The organism is Litchfieldia alkalitelluris (assembly GCF_002019645.1).
GTDB lineage: Bacteria > Bacillota > Bacilli > Bacillales > Bacillaceae_L > Litchfieldia > Litchfieldia alkalitelluris.
This window is the reverse complement of sequence record NZ_KV917374.1, coordinates 2,462,928-2,485,396: the sequence shown is the minus strand read 5'-3', so window position 1 is coordinate 2,485,396 and position 22,469 is coordinate 2,462,928. Positions and strand designations below refer to the sequence as shown.

Annotated in this window: 21 protein-coding genes; all 21 read right to left on the bottom strand. The window is 35.9% G+C overall.

Annotated features, from left to right (window positions below):
• Nucleotides 1-163 precede the first annotated feature (163 nt).
• Nucleotides 164-709, bottom strand: a complete 546-nt coding sequence (locus BK579_RS11295; RefSeq protein WP_139365090.1) for a hypothetical protein — start codon at nucleotides 707-709, stop codon at nucleotides 164-166.
• Nucleotides 710-903: 194 nt separating this feature from the next.
• A complete protein-coding gene (gene rpoD, locus BK579_RS11290) occupies nucleotides 904-2,028 on the bottom strand; it encodes an RNA polymerase sigma factor RpoD (RefSeq protein WP_078545594.1) in 1,125 nt (374 codons plus the stop codon).
• Between the two features lie 48 nt (nucleotides 2,029-2,076).
• On the bottom strand, nucleotides 2,077-3,897 hold the full coding sequence (dnaG, locus tag BK579_RS11285; protein ID WP_078545592.1) for a DNA primase: 1,821 nt from the start codon (nucleotides 3,895-3,897) through the stop codon (nucleotides 2,077-2,079).
• An 808-nt stretch (nucleotides 3,898-4,705) separates the two neighbouring features.
• Complete coding sequence (locus BK579_RS11280) at nucleotides 4,706-5,518, bottom strand: pyruvate, water dikinase regulatory protein (protein ID WP_078545590.1); 813 nt, start codon at nucleotides 5,516-5,518, stop codon at nucleotides 4,706-4,708.
• A 32-nt stretch (nucleotides 5,519-5,550) separates the two neighbouring features.
• Nucleotides 5,551-6,186 carry a transcriptional regulator CcpN gene (locus BK579_RS11275; RefSeq protein ID WP_139365089.1) on the bottom strand — a complete coding sequence of 212 codons (636 nt, stop codon included), beginning with the start codon at nucleotides 6,184-6,186 and terminating at the stop codon, nucleotides 5,551-5,553.
• 186 nt (nucleotides 6,187-6,372) lie between these two features.
• Complete coding sequence (glyS, locus tag BK579_RS11270; protein ID WP_078545586.1) at nucleotides 6,373-8,442, bottom strand: glycine--tRNA ligase subunit beta; 2,070 nt, start codon at nucleotides 8,440-8,442, stop codon at nucleotides 6,373-6,375.
• Nucleotides 8,435-9,325: a glycine--tRNA ligase subunit alpha gene (gene glyQ, locus BK579_RS11265; protein ID WP_078545584.1), complete on the bottom strand. Its 891-nt coding sequence runs from the start codon at nucleotides 9,323-9,325 to the stop codon at nucleotides 8,435-8,437. The genes glyS and glyQ overlap by 8 nt, the downstream gene beginning before the upstream one ends.
• A 593-nt stretch (nucleotides 9,326-9,918) precedes the next feature.
• Complete coding sequence (gene recO, locus BK579_RS11260; protein ID WP_078545582.1) at nucleotides 9,919-10,683, bottom strand: DNA repair protein RecO; 765 nt, start codon at nucleotides 10,681-10,683, stop codon at nucleotides 9,919-9,921.
• Between the two features lie 41 nt (nucleotides 10,684-10,724).
• Entirely contained in the window at nucleotides 10,725-10,865 is a 141-nt protein-coding gene (locus BK579_RS11255; RefSeq protein WP_078545580.1) for a YqzL family protein, read from the bottom strand.
• 126 nt (nucleotides 10,866-10,991) lie between these two features.
• Complete coding sequence (gene era / locus BK579_RS11250; RefSeq protein ID WP_078545578.1) at nucleotides 10,992-11,900, bottom strand: GTPase Era; 909 nt, start codon at nucleotides 11,898-11,900, stop codon at nucleotides 10,992-10,994.
• Entirely contained in the window at nucleotides 11,893-12,291 is a 399-nt protein-coding gene (locus BK579_RS11245) for a cytidine deaminase (protein ID WP_078545576.1), read from the bottom strand. Before BK579_RS11245 ends, era begins: the two co-directional genes overlap by 8 nt.
• A gap of 272 nt (nucleotides 12,292-12,563) precedes the next feature.
• Entirely contained in the window at nucleotides 12,564-12,944 is a 381-nt protein-coding gene (locus BK579_RS11240; RefSeq protein WP_139365088.1) for a diacylglycerol kinase family protein, read from the bottom strand.
• On the bottom strand, nucleotides 12,928-13,398 hold the full coding sequence (gene ybeY, locus BK579_RS11235; RefSeq protein ID WP_078545572.1) for an rRNA maturation RNase YbeY: 471 nt from the start codon (nucleotides 13,396-13,398) through the stop codon (nucleotides 12,928-12,930). The genes BK579_RS11240 and ybeY overlap by 17 nt, the downstream gene beginning before the upstream one ends.
• Nucleotides 13,395-15,587: an HD family phosphohydrolase gene (locus tag BK579_RS11230; RefSeq protein ID WP_078545570.1), complete on the bottom strand. Its 2,193-nt coding sequence runs from the start codon at nucleotides 15,585-15,587 to the stop codon at nucleotides 13,395-13,397. The genes ybeY and BK579_RS11230 overlap by 4 nt, the downstream gene beginning before the upstream one ends.
• Nucleotides 15,588-16,222: 635 nt before the next feature.
• Nucleotides 16,223-17,185, bottom strand: a complete 963-nt coding sequence (locus BK579_RS11225) for a PhoH family protein (protein WP_078545568.1) — start codon at nucleotides 17,183-17,185, stop codon at nucleotides 16,223-16,225.
• Nucleotides 17,186-17,188: 3 nt separating this feature from the next.
• Entirely contained in the window at nucleotides 17,189-18,379 is a 1,191-nt protein-coding gene (yqfD, locus tag BK579_RS11220) for a sporulation protein YqfD (RefSeq protein WP_078545566.1), read from the bottom strand.
• A 16-nt stretch (nucleotides 18,380-18,395) separates the two neighbouring features.
• Nucleotides 18,396-18,680, bottom strand: a complete 285-nt coding sequence (gene yqfC, locus BK579_RS11215) for a sporulation protein YqfC (RefSeq protein ID WP_078545564.1) — start codon at nucleotides 18,678-18,680, stop codon at nucleotides 18,396-18,398.
• A gap of 71 nt (nucleotides 18,681-18,751) precedes the next feature.
• Complete coding sequence (locus tag BK579_RS11210) at nucleotides 18,752-19,264, bottom strand: hypothetical protein (RefSeq protein ID WP_078545562.1); 513 nt, start codon at nucleotides 19,262-19,264, stop codon at nucleotides 18,752-18,754.
• Nucleotides 19,265-19,332: 68 nt separating this feature from the next.
• Nucleotides 19,333-20,322: a flotillin-like protein FloA gene (floA, locus tag BK579_RS11205; protein WP_407936244.1), complete on the bottom strand. Its 990-nt coding sequence runs from the start codon at nucleotides 20,320-20,322 to the stop codon at nucleotides 19,333-19,335.
• 170 nt (nucleotides 20,323-20,492) lie between these two features.
• Nucleotides 20,493-21,851 (bottom strand): NfeD family protein, encoded by a 1,359-nt coding sequence (locus BK579_RS11200; protein WP_078545560.1) that lies wholly within the window; start codon nucleotides 21,849-21,851, stop codon nucleotides 20,493-20,495.
• A gap of 163 nt (nucleotides 21,852-22,014) precedes the next feature.
• A complete protein-coding gene (locus tag BK579_RS11195) occupies nucleotides 22,015-22,458 on the bottom strand; it encodes a GatB/YqeY domain-containing protein (RefSeq protein WP_078545558.1) in 444 nt (147 codons plus the stop codon).
• Between the last annotated feature and the right edge of the window lie 11 nt (nucleotides 22,459-22,469).

Sequence of the window (22,469 nt, the reverse complement as noted above, 5' to 3'; positions counted from 1 at the left end):
ATTATAAAGAAGTGAAAGTCCTAAATGTACAAGTTGTTCAAATATCTTTCAAAAATTTTTTTTGGATTTTATTAAGGTATCACTATTTCACTATAATCACAGGTAAAAACCTAGATTTTTGAGAAAGTTTTACGTTATCAAATAATTGCAAATAACTGAATTTTCATTTAAAAAATGCTATAATGGTAATAATCAAACCGAATGCGCTTGCAATCAGAAAATACCTCTTTGTTGACTTGAGTCCTATTATAAACCAAGCAAGACAATGGACTATTATGGTCAAGAAAATAGCATATTGGTTCGGAAAATAAATTTCTACGATTTGGATTGAGAAAATCAATACCAATAATGCTCCAACAATTAATGAAAAATGATGAATCCAACGATTTTCTCTATAAAAGTAACCAAATAAAAAACAGATAATTATAAATAAACAATTTATGAGCATTTGCAAATTCAAATTTATTTCAGTAAAATAAGTGACAAGAAATAAAAACAAAATGGTTAACAATATAAAACTAACTAAACTAATAATTACCGTTAATGTTTTTGATTTATAATTCTTATGATCTTTTGTCGGTATCAATTCATTGTTACCTTCAGTGTAAAGCGATAACAAGAAATCACAATATGATTCAGGTAACAATCTTGATTGTTTCCATTCGCTTATTTCCTTGATGATAATTTTCTTCCTTAAAAGGTCATCCATGTCTTGACTCCTCTTGAGCGGGACTAACAGTTGTAAATATGTATCCAAGGCCTCCTTTAAAAGCATTATTGCTTCTAGAGACTTAGAAATCACTATAAATAAATCTAGAGAGGCATCTTTCTTAGCCATATACAAAAAAAAGGTGACTCAAGAATAATAAAGCAATCCAATGAGTCATCCTAACAGAATTCATTTTATTCTAGGAAGTCTTTAAGTCGTTTACTACGGCTTGGATGTCTTAGCTTACGTAATGCTTTTGCTTCTATTTGACGGATACGTTCACGTGTTACGCCAAAAACCTTACCAACTTCTTCTAACGTGCGTGTACGGCCATCATCTAACCCGAAGCGAAGACGCAAGACGTTTTCTTCACGATCCGTTAAAGTATCAAGAACATCTTCAAGTTGTTCTTTTAATAGCTCATATGCAGCATGTTCTGATGGAGAAGTAGCATCTTGGTCTTCAATAAAATCACCTAAATGCGAATCATCTTCTTCACCAATTGGTGTTTCTAATGAAACAGGTTCTTGAGCAATTTTAAGGATTTCACGTACCTTTTCAGGTGATAAATCCATATCTTCTCCGATTTCCTCTGGTGAAGGTTCACGACCTAAATCCTGAAGCAATTGGCGTTGTACGCGAATTAACTTATTGATGGTCTCAACCATATGAACGGGAATACGTATTGTTCTTGCTTGGTCAGCAATCGCACGAGTAATCGCTTGTCGAATCCACCAAGTAGCATACGTACTGAATTTGTACCCTTTACGGTAATCAAATTTTTCTACAGCTTTAATCAGACCCATATTACCTTCTTGAATTAAATCAAGGAATAACATTCCACGACCAACATAACGTTTTGCAATACTTACTACTAAACGAAGGTTTGCTTCAGCTAATCTACGCTTAGCTTCTTCGTCACCATCTTCAATACGTTTTGCTAGGGAAATTTCTTCCTCAGCCGATAATAAATCAACTCGACCTATCTCTTTAAGGTACATTCGAACAGGATCGTTTATTTTCACTCCAGGAGGAACACTTAAATCATTTAAATCAAACTCTTCTTCCTTGGCTAATTCCTGAACATTTGGGTCAGCTTCTTCATCACCTTCACCTAATAATTCAACACCTTGTTCTCCAAGGAACTCATAATATTCATCTAACTGGTCTGATTCAACTTCAAATCCAGACATTTTTTCGGCGATTTCCTCATATGTTAGGACACCGCGTTTCTTACCAAGTTCAGTTAATTGATCCTTCACCTGATCGATTGTCAATTCAGTTTCAACTTCTTTAGAACGTGCTGACTTTTCAGCCATAAGTTCCCCTCCTTTCAAACTTTGAGCATTAGAGGTTGTGATAAATTCTTAGTTATTAAGTACTTTTTTCATTTGGATGATTTCCATCGCAATTGTAGCAGCTTTAACATAATCCTTCTCTCGCTCGGCTTGTTGCTTTTCAAATTCCTTTTCTCTTAGCATTGACAACTTTTGATGTTTCAACACCTGTTTAATATAGTCGTTTATCTCTATATCAGTTGTTTCATCATTTATTAAAAGCATGGCTATATCAGAAACAATTCTAGCTAAACTTTCATCCTTTAAGCGTTGTAAAAATGCGCTAATATTGGGTTCATGACCTTCCTCATAATACGCATATAGATAAGTGACAATTGCTTGATGCTCTTCTATATTAAATTCGCTTTGAAGTTCAGTTTGAACTTTATAGGCGATATCTTTATTACGGAGCATATGTGCAATTAAATATCGTTCTGCATTATGATAAGCAGGCAAGATCCTTTTTTGAATGGTGGGTCTTCTAGCTATATTATTTCTATTCTGATTGCCATTATCCTTTTTTGTGTGCTCAGTTTTTTGATATTGGTTTTGTTGTTCTTTCAGGGCATCTAGCGAGATTGAAAATTCAGTAGACAACTGCACCAAATAATGCTCCCGTTCAACCGCATTGCTTAAAGCACCTATTTCTTTTAACACATCTTCGATATACCGCATCCGTTCCCCAGAATCCTGGAGATTTTTTCCCCTTCGGAGGTAGAGCATTTTAAAAGCCATCTGTGTAATACTTGCCCCTATTACATCGTTCTTAAACTTTTCGCCGCCATATTTCTTAATGTAGTCATCAGGGTCAAGACCTTCTGGCATAAGTGCAATCCTTACGTAGCATCCAGCATCGGAAAGTATTTTTGAAGCTCTTGTTGCTGCATCAATTCCCGCTTGGTCTGAATCGTAACAGAGAATGACTGATTCGACATTTCGGCGAATCATTTTAGCCTGTTCTTCTGTAAGTGATGTTCCCATTGAGGCGATTGAGTTAAGCAATCCAGCATTTGAAGCAGAAATAACATCCGCAAAACCTTCAAATAAAATGGCTTGCTCTTTTTTACGAATGTGTAATCGTGCTTTATGAAAATTATATAAAGTTTTACTTTTATTAAATATTGGTGTTTCTGGACTATTCAAATATTTGGGTTCTTGTTTTGCATTTAGTATTCTTCCAGAGAAAGCAATTGTTTTCCCTTGATGATCCCATATCGGAAACATGATCCGATTTCGGAAGCGATCAAGAAATGTCCCATCACCTTCTTTTTTTACTAATAAGCCTGCATTTTCCATTAACTCTAAACTGAACCCTCTTTTTTGAAGGAATTTAGAGATATAATCCCAAGAATCAAGTGAATAACCTATCTCAAAATTCTCGATTACCTCTTTTGTAAAGCCTCGTTGTAATAAATAATTGAGTGCTTCTTCTCCTTCTTTTGTGTTTATGAGTAAATGGTGGTAAAATTTCTTTAGAAGCTCATGGGCTTCTATCATGGTTGAAATATTCGATTGTTGTTTGGTAGACGATTGAGAAACTGTTATTGGATCTATTGGGAGTTCAATGTTGGTTGTTTCTGCTAACTTTTTTGCAGCTTCTGTAAAAGAATATCCCTCAAGGTCCATTAAAAATGAAAATGCATTTCCACCAGCTCCACACCCAAAACAATGAAATATTTGTTTGTCTGTAGAGACTGAAAAGGATGGAGTATTTTCACCATGAAATGGGCAAAGGCCAAAATAGTTTCTTCCTTGTTTCTTCAATTGAACATATTCACTAATTACATCAACAATGTCAACTGATTGACGAATTTTTTCAATTGTTTCTTCGGGAATTCGATTATTTCCCATTTGTAACAACTCCGTCTTTATTTATTCGCTATATATAATTTATTCTCCTGCAAGTTTCGACAATTTTTTTTCTAAAGATATGATAAAATTTTGTCTGTGACTTCAGTAAAGGGTTTAAGCCCTTTCGAATGCGTACCTGAACGTCTGTCCTTGACAGAAAGATATCTTACATGTAAGACGGCATCCATGTCTTTTCGAGATATTATTTAGCTCGAGGTGATAGTGAGATGATATCTCGCTTAACCAATAATGCTCGCTAACCCAATATCTTGGTTGGGTGGGTAATAACAAACTCACGGCGTAATAAAAAGATCTTATTTTGTGAATCAACATAAACCCATTTGCCAACAATGAGCATGAGCATATGAAGCAACATTTGATATGATATGTATTCGCTATACTAACAATTTCTTTTTTACTGCTAATTAGCATCAACGAAAATCTTTTTCTTTATTTCGTCATATTTCTCTATTCTACATCCCTCCATAGAATCCTTCTTTCTTTTAGAAATAAACTATTTTTTAAGAAAATGTCGATTTTTTTTTTGAAACAAATCCACTTTTACTCTTGACAACTCACAATACATAGTTTATTCTATATCACCAAAGTCTAAACCTAAAAATATACATTTTTTATCACAATTTTTTTATTATAATATAAAAGACGCAAAAAAACTATAGATATTTTTTCCTTTTAGCACTTTTGGTATAGTAAACACAAAAAAAGAATGACCCTATATTCATCTAACTCAAAAGCTTTGGCATAAGCTGAGGTTTTGGGCTAGATTTCTTAAGAGTCATTATTTCCTCTATATATGTTTACGCTTATTTTTAATACTTAGAATTATATTTGCAGTTTCTTCAACAGCTTTATTTGACACATCAATTACTTCACACCCAATTTTCTCAACAATTGCTTCAAAATGCCCTAATTCAGTTTTAATTCGATCAATATTTGCATAAATTGCTTGATCATTTAATCCTAATGATTTTAATCGTTCTCTTCGAATGTTGTTAAGCTTTTCTGCGCTGATTTTGAGGCCAAAGCATTTTTCTGATGACACTTTAAACAATTCCTCTGGAGGATCGACTTCTGGAACTAATGGGACATTGGCTACTCGAATTCCTTTATGAGCCAAATATTGTGAAAGTGGGGTTTTTGATGTTCTCGAAACGCCTACCAATACAATATCCGCTCTTAAAATACCACGGGGATCTCTTCCATCATCATATTTTACTGCGAATTCGATCGCTTCAATTTTCTTAAAATAATCTTCATCCAGTTGCCTAACCAAACCAGGTTCATGACTTGGGCTTATGTCATACAAATTAGCCATTTTTTCAATAAGCGGACCAATAATATCATAGATGACAACATTATGTTTCTCTGCTTCTTTATGTAAATGTAGTCTTAACTCCTGAATAACTAATGTGAAAACGATGATTGCCTTTTGTTCTTTTGCAATAGCTATAACCTCATTTAATGTAGCAATATCCTCTACATAAGGTATTCTCTTAATTTCGGTATTCATATCCCTGAATTGACTAATAGCTGCCTTAACTACTAACTCAGCTGTTTCTCCTACAGAATCAGAAACAACGAAAATCATTCGATTACCCATTTATTTCCCCCACAATCCATAGATTTTTATACCTATACCCCATCTAATGCAATAGAAACTAATGCCTTCGTCATATTTGTCTTTGTAATTCGGCCAATTACCTCTATTCCTTTATCAGAAGATTTTACAACAGGTAGCGCATCAATCTGTTTATCAATGAGTTTTTGTGCTACATCAATTAGTGAATCTTCTCTTTCGCATGTGGTGATATTTGGCATCCTTGTCATGATAATATTTACAGGAATGGTTGCTAACTCTTGTTTGCCAATACTGGCTCTTAGTAAATCTTTTCTTGATAACACTCCAACTAGAACAGAGCCTTGGTCAACAACAAATAGAGTACCGACATCTTCTAAAAACATCTGAACAATGGCATCATAGACAGAAACATTTTCTGCAACAACAACCGGGATTGACTGGTAATCTTCAACACGCAGCTTTTTAATTTTATCTGTTAATAACTGTGAACCTGTTTTCCCTGTGAAATAATATCCAACACGAGGACGAGCATCTAAGTAGCCAGCCATTGTCAATATAGCCAAGTCAGGTCTAAGTGTTGCTCTCGTTAAATTCAGTTGTTCAGCGATTGCTTCACCAGTTATTGGTCCATTACTTTTAACGATTTGGACGATTTGTTCTTGTCGTTTGTTCAGTTCTATTGTACTCACCACCTAACTTTTGGGTATTTTTTATTTTCGATCGTTTATAAATTGTTAGGAATTAAACCAATGATGGCTACACACTTTATATACACTAAACGTAGCTAAGTTTATTAAACGACTGCCCCGCATGGTTAACAGCAAAGCTACGAAAATACCCTCCCCATCTGGGGAGGTATCAACATTTCTTCTATATTACTTAACGACAATTGAATTTACATTGGCAAAAGAACTGATAACGTCTGCCAAATGAACCATTTGAGCAAGGCGATTGGTTTTTAACGCGTGGTCATCAGCCATTACCATCGTATTGTCAAAATACTTGTTAATTACATCTTTTAAGGCTGCAAGTGAGTCATAAGCTTCCTTCACATTTCCTATCGATAACGCCTCTGAAACTGTAGCCGCTACTTGCTTATATTCTTTAAATAAGTTTCTCTCTTCATCAGATTGGAATAATTCTGGGTTAATCTCTTGTTTTTCACCCTTTTTAGCGATATTGAGGATACGGCTTAATGCTTCAATAGTATCCTTAAATTCTGGAAACTCTTTTTGCTGATCTAATACAATTGCTTTATTAATTAATGTGCTAATACGTTCCACATCTGCACTTAATACAGCATCAATTATATCATATCGAATCGCTCGGGTTGATAATTCATTGCGGACACGCAGCTTGAAAAATTGTACTAAATCCTTTTCTAATGTAGGATTTTTTTCTGTATTTACAGCGGAAATATTGATTGCTAATTTTAATAGTTCCTCAAGTGAGAGATCCCAATCCTTTTCAAGCAAGATTTGAACAATCCCTGCTGATTGTCTTCTTAATGCGTAAGGGTCTTGAGATCCTGTCGGTATAATACCAATCGAAAAACAACTTACGATCGTATCAAGTTTATCAGCAATACTAATAATCGAACCTACAGTTGAAGACGGAATACTGTCTTCAGCATGTCTTGGCATATAGTGTTCATTGATTGCCTTAGCTACAGCTTCATCCTCACCACTAAGTAGTGCATACTTTTCACCCATTCTTCCTTGAAGTTCAGGGAATTCATACACCATATGTGTGACAAGGTCAAATTTACTTATATGGGCAGCACGATCAATATGTTTTAGAGATGTTTCATCAACCTTTAATTTACGAGCAAGCTCATCTGATATTTTACGAATTCTTTTGACTTTTTCACCTAGTGAACCAATTTCCTCATGATAGACAATTGAGTCAAGCTTTTTAACAAGGTTTTCAATCTTTAACTTTTGATCTTCTTTGTAAAAGAAATCTGCATCCGATAGTCTTGCGCGCAGTACTTTCTCATTTCCTTTTGCCACATTCTCAATATGCTGATGATCACCATTTCGAATAGTAATGAAAAACGGAAGTAACTTACCTTCTTTATTTTTCACAGGAAAGTAACGTTGATGTTCTTTCATCGATGTGATTAAAACCTCTTCAGGGAGATCAAGGAATTCTTCTTCATACTTTCCAAATAAAGCAGTCGGGTACTCAACAAGATTATTAACTTCTTCTAATAAATCCTCATCAACAGGAACATCCCAATCATGCTCTTCAGCTAATGATTGAATTTGATTCTTGATTGCTTCTTTTCTCTCAAGAGCATTAACAATTACATATTCAGCTAATAATTGGGTTTCATAGTTACTTGGTGAATCAATGCTGATTTCCGACCCTAAGAATCTGTGACCAAGTGTTTTATTACTGGATTCCACTCCTGTTATTGAGATTGGAATAATTTCATTGCCAAACATTGAAATTAGCCACTTGATTGGTCGAACATATCGTAGGTCTTCATTTCCCCACTTCATATTCTTAGGGAATGTTAGATTCGTAATAAGTTGTTGCAGTTCAACTAATGTTTCCTTTGTTTCTTGACCTTTAGTAAATTTATTCACATGAACATATTCAATTCCATTTATTTCTTTGAAGTAAATATCTTCAACACTTGCCCCTTGGCCTCGGGTGAATCCAATTGCAGCTTTTGTCCAGTTTCCGTCTTGATCAAGAGCTATTGTTCTCGCAGGTCCTTTTGCTTCTGTTTCAACATCTTCTTGTTTTTCAGCCACACCTGTAAGAAGTACGGCTAATCGTCTAGGTGTTGAAAACCCTGCGATTGTTTCATAGGCAATTTTTTTTTCGAGGAACCAGCTAGTCACTTTGTCAGTAAGTTGGTTACTTGCATCTGTAATAAATCGTGCTGGCATTTCTTCTAATCCAATCTCTATTAACAAATCACGCTTACTCATGATTAGCACCTCCTTTTTGGTTAAGGATTGGGAATCCCAATTTTTCACGCTCGTCATAGAAGGTTTTGGCTACTTTACGGGCAAGATTTCGAACTCTACCGATATAACCAGTTCTCTCAGTTACTGAAATTGCCCCCTTTGCATCAAGCTGATTAAAGGTATGTGAGCATTTTAGTACATAGTCATAAGCTGGATGAACCAGTCCTTCTTCCATTTGACGGTGTGCTTCTTTTTCGTAAATTGAAAACAAATTAAATAGCATTTCTGTATCTGATGTTTCAAAGGTATATTTTGAATGCTCGTATTCAGGCTGGCCAAAGATGTCACGAACTGTAAATCCATTTGTCCATTCTAAGTCAAATACATTTTCTTTATCCTGAATATACGATGCTAAACGTTCAACACCATAAGTGATTTCAACGGAAACAGGTTTACATTCAAGTCCACCTACTTGTTGGAAATAAGTAAACTGAGTAACCTCCATTCCGTCTAACCAAACTTCCCAACCTAGCCCTGCTGCACCAAGTGTTGGAGCTTCCCAGTTGTCCTCAACAAAACGAATATCATGCTTTAATGGGTCAATACCTAGAGCTTTCAGAGAATCTAAGTATAGTTCTTGGATATTGTCTGGCGATGGCTTCATAATCACCTGGAACTGATGATGTTGATATAAACGGTTTGGGTTTTCACCATAACGTCCATCGGCGGGTCTTCTTGATGGCTCAACATACGCCACATTCCATGGTTCAGGACCAATACTTCTTAAAAAAGTGTATGGACTCATTGTACCTGCACCTTTTTCAACATCATAGGCTTGCATTAGGATACAACCTTGGTCTGACCAGTGTTTTTGTAATGTTAATATCATGTCTTGTATGTTCATTAAAACACACCTCCAAAAGTGATAAAAAATTATATGTTTGCTCTGACTAGTAGAGAGAGTTTAATTAGGATGGCTACCCTGAAAATTACCTAGGAAGTGGATTCCATGAGTTGCGATCCACTTCTTTCCGCGGGGTGGTCCCGCAGGAGTCAAGTGGCTCTCCGCTCATTCCACACTAGGTGAATGCACTATTTTCATAATCCATGGTGCAAATATTCATTCGAAGGAAGTTTACCCTGAAAATAAATTAGGTTTCCGCAATCCATGGAATGGAAGTAATAACTTTATAATATCTACTTTTCCTAAAAAACAAAAAACTCTCGCCCTCTATGTCAGAATTGACATAGGGACGAGAGTTAACCCGCGGTTCCACCCTATTTGCTATGATGCGAATCTAATCTCAGGTCATAGCCTCTTTTACTCGTTACACTCAAGAATGCCTTCCCATATCATCTATAGCCTAGCTTTCACTATCCTAGGTTCGCTTTTTATAGAGAGGATCTAGTACTACTTTCCATCAACGTGTCATATTATTATATGCATATTAATCCAATTTTTTCTGAATGTCAACTTCTTCATGATAAATTAATGAATCATTTTTGAGGAGGCATCATATCTTTTAATTGATCGATTTGGTTTAAGAAGCGTTTTGACTTAATTGATAAACCTGAATATTGCTCATAGTAGGATGTAATGACACTCTTAAGTTCATTTTTGGTCTCTTGTTTTACATCTATTTTCCCAAGTCGGTTTAAATCAAAATAATAAAATAAGCGCAAGAGCTTAATAGTCGTTTGTGATACCTTCATAACATATTGATCGTGATGATAACAACGGTGACAAAGAAAGCCGCCTTCTCGGATTGAAAAGGCGAACTGTCCTTCAGTACTTCCACACACAGAGCAACCATCAAGCTTAGGGGATATCCCTATGACTTGGAGCATTTTCATTTCATAGATAAACATCAGAATATCTAGATCAATGCCTTCATCAACATAATTAAGTGTTTGAGATAATAATTCAAAAATAAAAGGATTTGGCTTTTTATCATCTGTACTCTTATCAGTTATCTCAACAATATATGATGCATAAGCAGTTAAAAAAATATCTTCTCTAATCCCTCTATAAGTTTTAATGGTTTCTCCTTGTTGGAGACTCCCAAGACCTGATGTCCGTTGTACTAAAAAGTGTCCGTATGTAAACAGCTGGGTAATGGAAGCTAACCGACTACTCGGCTTTTTAGCTCCTCTTGCCATTACACCAACTTTACCCCACTCTCGTGTGAATAGAGTGATAATCTTATTACTCTCACCGTAATCGTTTGTACGAATCACGATGCCTTCGCATTTTTCTAACATGATAACCCACCATCCAATGTTGCACTCTAAGATTGGTATGGTCAGGAAATTGGAAAATCCACCTCTGCTAGCTCTTCCTCATGTGAATCGGGTCTTTCTTCCTCTGTTTCCATCTGTTTAAAAAGAAGATACGTATCAATGTTACCTGTCTTACTGAATACCTTCCAGGTAAAATCTAACATATGAACCCCACCTTTCTGTATTTTAAGCTGAGCAATCTTCACCAATTCCTTACACTTAGAATGACCAATATCCCTAAAATCATGTTACACAATTTTTGTAAATCCGTGAATCAGATTATGAAATCCTTAATATTCGTCTTCTCTAAACCCATAGTCCCGTAATTGGGACATTTTATTACGCCAATCTTTTTGAACTTTTACCCAAAGCTCCAAATATACCTTTGAACCTAATAGAGCTTCAATATCACCTCTAGCACGTTTTCCGATTTCCTTTAACATACTACCTTGCTTTCCTATGATGATACCTTTCTGTGAATCCCGCTCGACAATAATTGTTGCTCCTACATAGACAGTATCACCATCACCACGCTTCTCCATTGAATCCATGACAACCGCAATTGAATGTGGAATTTCTTCTCGAGTAAGGTGTAATGCTTTCTCTCTTATTAATTCGGTCACAATGAATCTTTCCGGATGATCTGTTACTTGATCAGCAGGATAATATTGAGGTCCTTGGGGTAAATATTCTTTTATCTGAGTCACTAAAGTCGGGACATTGTTGCCTTCTAATGCCGAAATTGGAACGATTTCTTTAAAAGGATATAGCGTTCGATATTTTTCAATTAGTGGTAATAACTGATCGGGATGAATTTGGTCAATTTTATTAATCACAAGAAAAACAGGTGTAGTTGTTCCTTGTAATCGCTCAATGATAAATTCATCACCTCGACCATAGCCTTCCTCCGCATTAATCATAAAAAGAATGATATCTACTTCTTTTAACGTATTTTGAGCAACCTTCATCATAAAGTCGCCAAGTTTATGTTTTGGTTTATGAATTCCGGGTGTATCAATAAACACAATCTGTGCTTCGTTTTCTGTATATACTCCCTGAACCTTATTACGAGTGGTTTGTGGTTTGTCACTCATGATTGCGATTTTTTGACCAATTACTTTATTTAAAAAGGTAGATTTTCCTACATTTGGTCTTCCGATGATTGAGACAAATCCTGATTTGTATGCTTCTTTACTCATTTAAGTCCTCCGGTGAAAATGCTCCTGGTAGTAATTCGCCAACTGTAGTTACTTTTAAGTCGCCATTTAGGTTTGTTAAATATACTTTCATATCTTGTGAACAAAATTCAGAAATAACCTGTCGGCATGCTCCACAAGGAGAAACTGGGCCATCTGTATCTGCTATTACTGCTAAAGCTTGGAATTTTTTATCCCCTTCAGAGATTGCTTTAAAAAACGCGGTTCTCTCAGCACAGTTTGTCATGCTGTATCCTGCATTTTCGATATTACAACCGCGATACACCTTTCCATCCTCCGTTAAAAGAGCTGCACCCACTTTGAATTTTGAGTATGGGACATATGCCAGTTCTCTTGCTTGTTTTGCTTCTTGTAGTAGTTCTTCAATTTTCATAGAATGATCTCCTTTTCATCATCCCATTACAAATTGTAGGTGTACTTATATTGTACCTAAAAATGAATGGGAATTCATGTGATTTTTAAAATTGTAATATAGATGTAAGAATTTTCTTTAAATTCCAAAGCTTGTCCATATTATATGTACCTCCACTAAAAATAGTGGAGTAATAAGTCTAAACTATTTTCGTAAACTTTGTTGTGCTTAAATGGTCATCGGAAACAACTATTAACTAAGTGGAGTGGACCTCTTCTTTCGAGTTTTTCAGATTAAAATAAATAAGGCGTAAAGATAAGAATGCCTACAATGACTGCAATAAATGAAAAAACTAGGACTGCAGCTGCAGATACATCTTTAGCTAATTTAGCTAATGGATGAAAATCGGTCGTTACTAAATCCACCACTCGTTCAATCGCTGTATTAATTAACTCTAGAACAATGACACCACCTATCATGATGATGACAATAATCCAATCATCAATAGCGATCTTACAATAAAAGGAGAGTAAAATGACCAAAATAGACAGCACTAGATGAATCTGTAAGTTTCTCTCTTTTAGGATCGCATTTTTCAATCCATTTATCGCATATTCGAAACTTTTTACTAATCTTAGCCATTCATGTGGTTGGCGATTATCTCGTGAGCCCATACTGATCTAATATTTCCTTTTGTTTTAAAAACATTAAAGCTTCTTCCTCATCTGTTTCGTGATCATATCCTAACAAATGTAAAAAGCCATGGACAGCTAAGAATCCTAATTCTCTCATAAAGGAATGGCCATATTCTTCTGCTTGTTCCTTTGTTCTAGGAATTGAAATGATAATATCCCCTAAAACTCTAGGCATATCAACGCCGATAATTTCCATCTCATCTTCTCCAAGCTCTTCCATTGCAAAAGAAATGACGTCTGTCGGCTGATCCTTGTCTCTGTACTCTCGATTTATCTCTTGAATTCTCTCGTTATCAACAAAACTTATTGAAACCTCTGATCCTTCATTCACATTTTCTGTTTCTGCGGCTAGATTAAGTAATTTTTCGAGTGTTTGAATCTGTTCAGTTGTGATCTCATCGAGCTCATCAATAAAGTCTATCTCTAATCTCATGCTTCCTTCACCTTCTGTCCCGTCGCATCTGGATATTCAATCCTAGAATGGAAGAAGCCATGTAGGGTCTCACAAAGGGATTTACCCACTATATCAAGCTCCTTCAAGGTTAAATCACATTCGTTTAATTGGCCATCCTGAAGTCGATCTGAAATGATACTAGACACTAATGATTTAATTTTTTCCGGAGTGGGATTAGCAAGCGATCTTACCGCTGCCTCTACACTATCAGCAATTCCGATAATTGCTGCCTCCTTTGTTTGAGCTTTAGGACCTGGGTAACGATATTCAGACTCAGTAATCTCTTTATCGCTGTTCCCCTTCGCTTTGTAATAGAAAAACTTTAACAAAGTCGTACCATGATGCTGCTCCGCAATATCAATAAATTCTTTCGGCATTTTATGCTTACGTAAATAGTCAGCACCATCTGTTGCATGTGATATGATAATATTTTTACTCAATTGCGGTGATATCTTATCGTGTGGATTTTCAATATTCATTTGATTTTCAATAAAAAATTGTGGGCGCTTGGTTTTCCCAATATCATGATAATAGGATGCAACTCTTGCTAATAATCCATTCGCTCCGATTGCTTCACACGCAGAATCTGAAAGATTTGCAACCATTACACTATGGTGATAGGTTCCAGGTGTTTCGGTTAAAATTTTTCTCAACAATGGATGATTCGGGTTTGATAGTTCGATCAACCGCATTGTTGAAAGAATTCCAAAGCCAGCTTCAAAAAATGGCAATAAGCCAATCGTTAAAACTGCCGCGATAATTCCAGAAACAATAGCCATAATAAGATATGAGCCAATTTCTAATTGTGTATAATTACCGTTTTTCAGTAATAAAATAGAGGCATTAATAATGATATTTACAAAGGATATAAATAAGCCTGCCTGAAGTATTTTACCTCTACGATTATATTTACTCAAGAATAGTACACCAGCTAAGGATGAGAATAAGTAATAAATCGCAATCGAAAAGTTTAGTGTTCCTGTTAGACCTTCATTAAAAATAATACTTCCACACACTGCGAAAATCATACTCGATACGATTGCAAGCCGCTCATTAATTAATAATCTGACGAGCAATGGCCCCATTGCTACTGGAACAATATACCCAATTTCAGAGTAATCGATTTGCTGAAATAAACTAACCATTTTCATTAACACAAGTGTAACCGAAAAAATAATGCCGAAGATTAAGATATATGTATTTTTGGTTCGGTTTTTCGGTATGTGGTCATTAAAATAATAAACAACTGCAGCAATAATTAAAAGAATAAGTAGGGTTAAGCCAGCAAAAGGTTGATATGAATTTTGATTATTTAAAAAACCAAGTAATCCTAATTGGCGATATATTTCCTTTGTAATTAAGTCGCCTTCTTCAACAATAATTTGGCCTTGCAAGATCCGAACAGGTTCTACTGCATCTCTTGCCTGTTGTATTTTTTCTGCTGTAGCTTCAGTATCAAAAAAGACATTTTGAATAACTGCATATTTCCCTAAGGAAATGATAGCTTCCCTCACATTTGAGTCAACATTTGCGTATTGAAGTTCTTCATCCATTCTATTTTTTGCGTTTTCAATCTCTCTTGCAGGTATTCTAGTGTTCATCACATTGTTAACTGCTGTGACGGTAGATTCTTTTGCACGCGACAGTTGTTCAGGAGAAGACTCAATTAAAGCCACAAAGGTTGCTTTTGGTAATGCATTTGTGATTTCCGATGGCAGTTTTGTATTTAAAAGAGTTAGCTTTTCCTCTAGTGTTGCTTTCTCGGGTTCAGTCCCACGATCCTCTTCCGGAGCATCCTTCCACTCTTCAAGTCTGCTTATATACTCTTCATTTGTTTCTACATTCACTTCAGAAACAGCCTCGAAAATAGAAGTCATTAAGTCTACTCGATTTTCAGGATAGTCCGTGTTTAACGTATATACATCTTCAACTTGTTCTTCAGCTTCTTTTTGTTTCTTATCAGTACTATCTTTATCTTCAATCGTAAATGGAGCTCTTATCGTTTGTTCGGCAATTTGAAAGGGTTCTAAATTTATTTTTTCAGGCTTTACGTTACTATACATTGAGCTAAACATCATTGAACCTAAAAGAATATAAACGATTAAAGGAAGAAATTTAAAACCTTTCGCATTTGAAACAAAATCCGTCAAAGTTTTTCGGAACGACATTTGTCATCACCCTCCTCTACATTAAGCTACAAATAGTGACTCCTATACCATTATAAGATATCTCAACCTATATTGTATATCGCTTAAACAATATTTACCAACTATGAGGAAAATACAACTGTCTAATAGTGCTTGTTATTATTACAGTTTACGTAAATGAAATTTATATATAACACATTCATATTTAGTTTTCAACATTTTAAAAGAACCTGGCAAAGCCCGGTACTTTTTGTTTAGTGAAAATGGATTGGTAGATCTACAAACCAAAGGATATAGATAAGATCTTATTATAAGAGTTACTATTGCTTTCGATTTAATTCGCTTTTCCTATTAACCTGACTTGAACTTTAAACGGAAAAATTCCGCTTAAATTAGGAACTATCAACATTTCCCTAAAAATAACTGGATTTTTTCCGCTTATATGAACCTAATCTTTAGATTTCGCCATATATTAGAGAAGTTAACCGGAATATCTCCGCTTATATCTGCTTCTTAAGCACCTACTGGATACATTAACCGAAAATTTTCCGCCTATCAGACGCGGACCTCGAGCTGATGGCGACTTAAGCTACCAAGACTATGTTGACGTTTACTGCCGAAAAAAGACCCGATCAAATGTGATGGGTCTTTTAACATTACTTTTCAGCTTCTTCATAGGCTTGTATGATACTTGCAACAAGTGGGTGTCTTACTACGTCAGATTGCTCTAAGAAGTTAAAGGATGCACCTTTAATTCCTCTTAAAATCTCTGTAGCAGCAGTAAGACCAGATTTAATCCCTTTTGGTAAATCTACCTGAGAAATATCCCCAGTAATAACCATCTTAGAACCGAATCCTAAACGAGTTAAGAACATCTTCATCTGTGCAGGTGTTGTATTTTGAGCTTCATCTAAAATAACGAAAGCATCATCCAATGTTCTCCCTCTCATATAAGCTAGTGGCGCAATTTCTATGGTTCCACGCTCGATTAAACGTTCGGTGTGCTCTGTTCCAAGTACATCGTGTAATGCATCATATAAGGGACGAAGATATGGGTCGACCTTTTCTTTTAAGTCACCAGGTAAAAATCCTAAGCTCTCGCCTGCTTCAACAGCAGGTCTTGTTAAGATTATTTTATTGACTTTTCCATCCTTTAAAGCTGTGACAGCCATCACAACGGCTATATATGTTTTCCCTGTTCCTGCTGGACCTATCCCGAATACAAGATCTCTTGATCTTATCGATGATACATATTGACGTTGCCCTAACGTTTTTGCTCTAATTGACTTTCCTTTTGATGTTTTTGCTATTTCTTCATCATAAAGGTTGACGAATGATTCTAATCGTCCTGCTTTAGCCATCTCAATAGCATATATTACATCACGTTCACTTATTGTAACTCCTTTACGAATTACCTGTAATAAATGAACTAAAATTTCTTCAACGACCTGTACATCTTTTTGATCTCCAGAAATATTTAGATTTTCACCTCTAGTGACAATTGAGACATTCATTTCGTCTTCTATTCTTTTAAGGTGCAAGTCATTGTTTCCAAATAATGCGATCGCCTCATTCGGATTTTCAATTTGTTGTTTCATCATTACTAACTCTTCTGACATCCTTTAGTCTCCTTGAACTAATGGTATCGTTGTTACAATATTTTCGATAACATTATAATATATTTCCAATTTCACTTTACCATTGTTGGTTGTTTGGCGCAAAACTTTTTCACTTTTTACTCTTGCATCATCTGCTAAACGGTCTTCTAAATGATTTTGCCCAACCTTCTTACCAACCTCGATTGCTTCATCAACAGTATAGACTCTTTCTCTTTCTTCTTCTTCTCTAATGGTCACATTTTTATACCCAATTGGTAACTCCCATTTCAAGAAGCGAACATTCCGGTCTTTCTCTTCTTCTCTATACTCTGCAAATTCATGTTTACCAAATCCCCATATTGGAATTGATAATGAGCCTATTTGTAAATAGTGTTTACTTTTATAGTTACCTGTAAACACATTAAATTTCGTTGTAAGTTCTACCTCTACTGTAGACTTGTACCAAGTCTCGCCAAAAATTGTTGCCCGAGCAGGGACGTATCTTGGTTTTTCTCCACCCTCACCAATTTCACCTGATACTAACAATTCCCCTTTTTCTACATAATCATTCATTTTAACAAGTGGCTTTCCTTCTTCAACGAATATTTCTGTAATGACCGCTTTTTTTCGAGAGACAATATTTCTTGGACTAAAATATTCAGGTGGGTCAGGCTGATTTTTTTCGACCACTTGGAAATGGTAGGTCGTCCCTCTTAACTCCACACCAACCCAAGTGATTTGATCAATATTATCTGTTAATGACCGTTGTATATCCTCCACATTCATTATCGTAAATTGCATTTTTCCTTTTTTAATGCCCATGCCTTCCAGTTCTTTCATAACTAAATACTCGGTATCAGGCTTGGCCCCCTTTATTTCAATCCCCCAAACCATGTTTGAGAGAATGATGATAACTATAAAAAAGAGAACTGCGCCAATGACAAACCCGCTATTTAGTATCGATTTTCGAATAAGAAAAGGAAGACCTTTTCGATCCATAAAACTCAGCTTACACTCACTTTGCCGGATGATGGGTCTTATTAACTTTATATCCTTTAAATGAATGAAAAATGAAAATGATTCTGTTCCTAATCTTTTTACACTCCAAATATCAATCTTCCTTCTAACACATTCATTTAGAAAGCGTTCCATCCCTTTTCCTGTTACCTTAACTTGAACACTACCTGAGAAAAAGTTCATCCATCCGTTTTTCATTTATATCCCCCTAAGCCTAATTATCGATATAAAGTACATGACTGATCTTACCTTCTAGTAAAATCTCTTCAGGCAGGATTGTCTTAATGACAAAGGCTTCACCCTTGATTAGAAGTTGTCCTTGTTTCAGTAGCAGTCGAACCTCTTTATCTGTAAAGGTTAATAACCCTCGGTGATTTTCAATATAAATATGTAATTGACCAATCATTGTGATTCTAGGAAGATCCATCATCACATCGGCGGGTAGTTCCATCTTGGTCGTTATCCAACTTTTCATGTAATTTCTCCAGTTTTTAGCCATAAAAAAAAGAACCCCCTTTCAACTCATATTTATGAGTAAAAGGCGGTTCATAGAACAATCATTTCACAGCATTATTGCTTTTTATATTCTACAGTTGGTTTCTGTATCAATCTTTGACTATATAATGTTCTTTTGGCACGCGGAGGACCTAGAATTTCAGCCCAAATTACACCTTGTGCTGCATTATTTTTAGATATTCTTGAAGAGCTCTTCTTTGGTTTGCTTTGACCAGAAACTGTCTTTATGTTTCTGGTACCATAAGGAATATCAGCTGCTGGTTTCGTTTCCTTTATTCGTTCATATCTCTGTAACATTTCATGACTTTGTGGATTGCTTTCTACAGCCGGCGTTTTTGGTGTTGGCCGTGCCACTTCTTCCTCATCCTTAAAGGCCTCTTCAAACTGTTGAAAGATATCCTTTAACTGAGTTCTTTTCTCCTCTGTCGGAGCTGTTCCAGTGGAAGGTGACTGATTCTGTTGCTGTTGTTGTCCACCCATTCGTCTTAAGAAATTATAGATTGCACCAACAATCAAAATAACAAAAAATAAGTTGCTCATGATCAAATTCAGTAAATCTTCTAACACAAGGTAAACCTCCTTTCAAGGTTGAAGGTTTATATAAAGAGGATAGGTCCCTCTCTTCATTTCTTCATTTACTTATCTTCTATTTCGTCAGTACTATTTCCTATTGAACCTCTCATATTGGTATCTGCTTCAATATTTTTCAGATTCATATAGTCCATAACACCAATATTTCCAGACTTAAGTGCTTGAGCCATCGCTAATGGAACCTCAGCTTCAGCTTCAACAACCTTCGCTCTCATTTCTTCTACACGAGCACGCATTTCTTGTTCTTGTGCAACAGCCATCGCACGACGTTCTTCAGCTTTCGCTTGAGCAATTTTCTTATCTGCCTCAGCCTGATCTGTTTGTAAAACCGCACCAATGTTTTTGCCGATATCAATATCCGCAATATCTATGGAAAGAATCTCAAAAGCTGTTCCTGCATCTAATCCTTTTGCAAGAACTGTTCTTGAGATCATATCAGGATTTTCCAATACCTTTTTATGATCGATTTGGGAACCGATTGTACTTACAATCCCTTCACCAACACGAGCGATGACTGTTTCTTCACCAGCACCACCGACAAGACGTTCAATATTCGCACGAACTGTAATACGCGCTTTTGCTTTCACTTCAATCCCATCCATTGCAACACCGGCAATAAACGGTGTTTCAATCACTTTCGGGTTTACACTCATTTGTACTGCTTCTAACACATCACGACCAGCAAGATCGATAGCTGCTGCACGTTCGAACGTCAATTCAATGTTTGCACGTTGTGCTGCAATTAAGGCATTTACTACTCTGTCAACGTTACCACCAGCTAAGTAATGACTCTCAAGCTGGTTAGTTGTTACATTAAGTCCTGCTTTAACCGCTTTAATTAACGGAATAATAACACGACTTGGAATAACTCGACGTAATCTCATTCCAATTAAAGTGAAAATACTTACTCGTACCCCTGCAGCTAATGCTGAAATCCACAGCATGACTGGTACAAATGTTAAAATAACTGCAACAACAATAATTCCAAGACCGACTAATAGTAATAATCCTAATGAAGCTGGATCAATCGTCATATATTTGTTCCTCCTATAAATCTTATTAACCTACTATGGCTATTTTTGAAAAGTTTTCATCAGTGGAGTGGCCTCTTTTCTTCCGGATTTTTAAGCTTAATCAATATCCAGTTATTTCTACCGTCAATTGTTCGACTGGCAAAATCTTTTTTGAAAAGAGCCACTAAGAATTAATTAGAATCCATGACTTCTCTTACAACAATTCGAGTGCCTTCTGTTTTCACAACAACAACTTTTTTGTTCTTTTCGATAAAACCACCTTCAGTAACCACATCAAGTCTCTCATTATTGATTAAAGCAGTCCCAGAAGGCCTTAGTGCAGTAAGTGCATGACCTTCCATACCAATTAATTCAACTCGTGTGACATTTGAGATATAACCACTCTCGGTGTTTGTAGAATCACTTAATATAATTTTTCTTAGGATCCTCATTCTTTTTCCAAACACTTTAAATAGAATGATGGAAACAACCAATGTAATACCAATTGCAATTACTAAAGAAATTGCCATATGGCCTATATCATCTGTTGCTAAAAACATACTTGTTAAAATCGCACCAAAGCCTATTAAACCTAGTATTCCCCCTGGTACGACAAATTCCAGTAAGATGAGTACAATCCCGACAATAAATAGAATAAGTGATTCCAGCCCTGCAAGTCCTGCGACCAGGTGTCCGAAGAAGAACAATCCAAGTGCAGAAGCTCCCATAATTCCGGGAATCCCAAATCCTGGTGAATATAATTCTAGTACCAATCCTAAGCTACCAATCGATAGTAAAATTGGAACCACAATTGGATGTGTAATAAACCTTGCTAGCTTTTCAGCAAAACTTACTTCCATCACTTGAACATTAGCTTGACTAAGCCCTAGTGTATTAAGCAGATCAGCTCTAGTATTAGAAATACCTTCCGCGTAACCCACTGATAGAGCCTGGTCTGCCGTTAAAGTAACCAACTTTCCTTTGGGTGCATCCACCTCTGGTAAGTCGAGTTCTTTATCTGCCATACCTAGTGCATATTTCACATCTCTATCATTATGTTCAGCCGCTGTTCTCATGGCAGCTAGCCAAGCAGATGTCGCTTTATCATCAGCTGCATTTCCATCACCGGTTATGACTGTCGCTGCACCCATTCTGCCATTTTCAGTCATATAAATTTCATCAGCATTTAGTGCAATATAAGCACCCGCTGACAATGCGTCTGTGTGAATAAAGGCAACAATTGGTATTTCTGAATCACGAATGCGTTTACCAATATCTGTTGCCGCATCAACAGCACCACCAGGAGTATGAATTTCTAATACAATTAAGCTCGCATTATTTTTTTCAGCTTCTGTTATCGAACGGTCCAAAAAGGCATAAAGTCCTTTTTCAACTGCATTTTCAACAGGGATTACATAAACTAACTCTCCATTTGTCATTCCTTGATTGGGTGCAAATCCAATGGTTAAACCAAGTGAGATTAGAAACAAATAAAAGAATACCATTCCACGCCTAACTACTTTTTGTCTTGGTTTGATTTTGTTTGCCATCATTCCTTCCCCCCTTTCTAAATCTATTTAAGTTATATTATTTTCCGTTTATGTAAAGTAATACGAACTAGATTCATTTTAGTTTCATTTTTTATAAAATAAATTTTCAAACGAATCATTTACTATCTCAAAAAAAAACACCCTACGGCGTAAGGTGTTTTTTTTATGAAAGTTCTTGAAGTACAATTTTGTTAACAAGTGAACCATCAGCTTTACCTTTTACTTTAGGCATAATGGCACTCATAACCTTCCCCATATCAGCCTTAGTTGAAGCATTGACTTCAGAGATTGTTTCTTTTACAATTTCTACAACTTCATCTTCACTAAGCTGTTTAGGCATGTACACTTCTAAAATTTCAATTTCAGACTGAATTTTATTAACAAGATCTTCACGACCTGCGCTATTAAATTCTTGGAGGGAATCTTTACGTTGTTTTAATTCACGAGTTAGGACAGTTAACTCTTGGTCATCAGTTAATTCCTGGCCAAGCTTAATTCCTTCATTCTGAATCGAAGCTTTCACCATCCGAATGACAGAAAGTCTGTCTTTTTCTTTATTCTTCATCGCTTGTTTCATATCATGGTTCAAACGCTCAAGAAGACTCATAAACTACACCC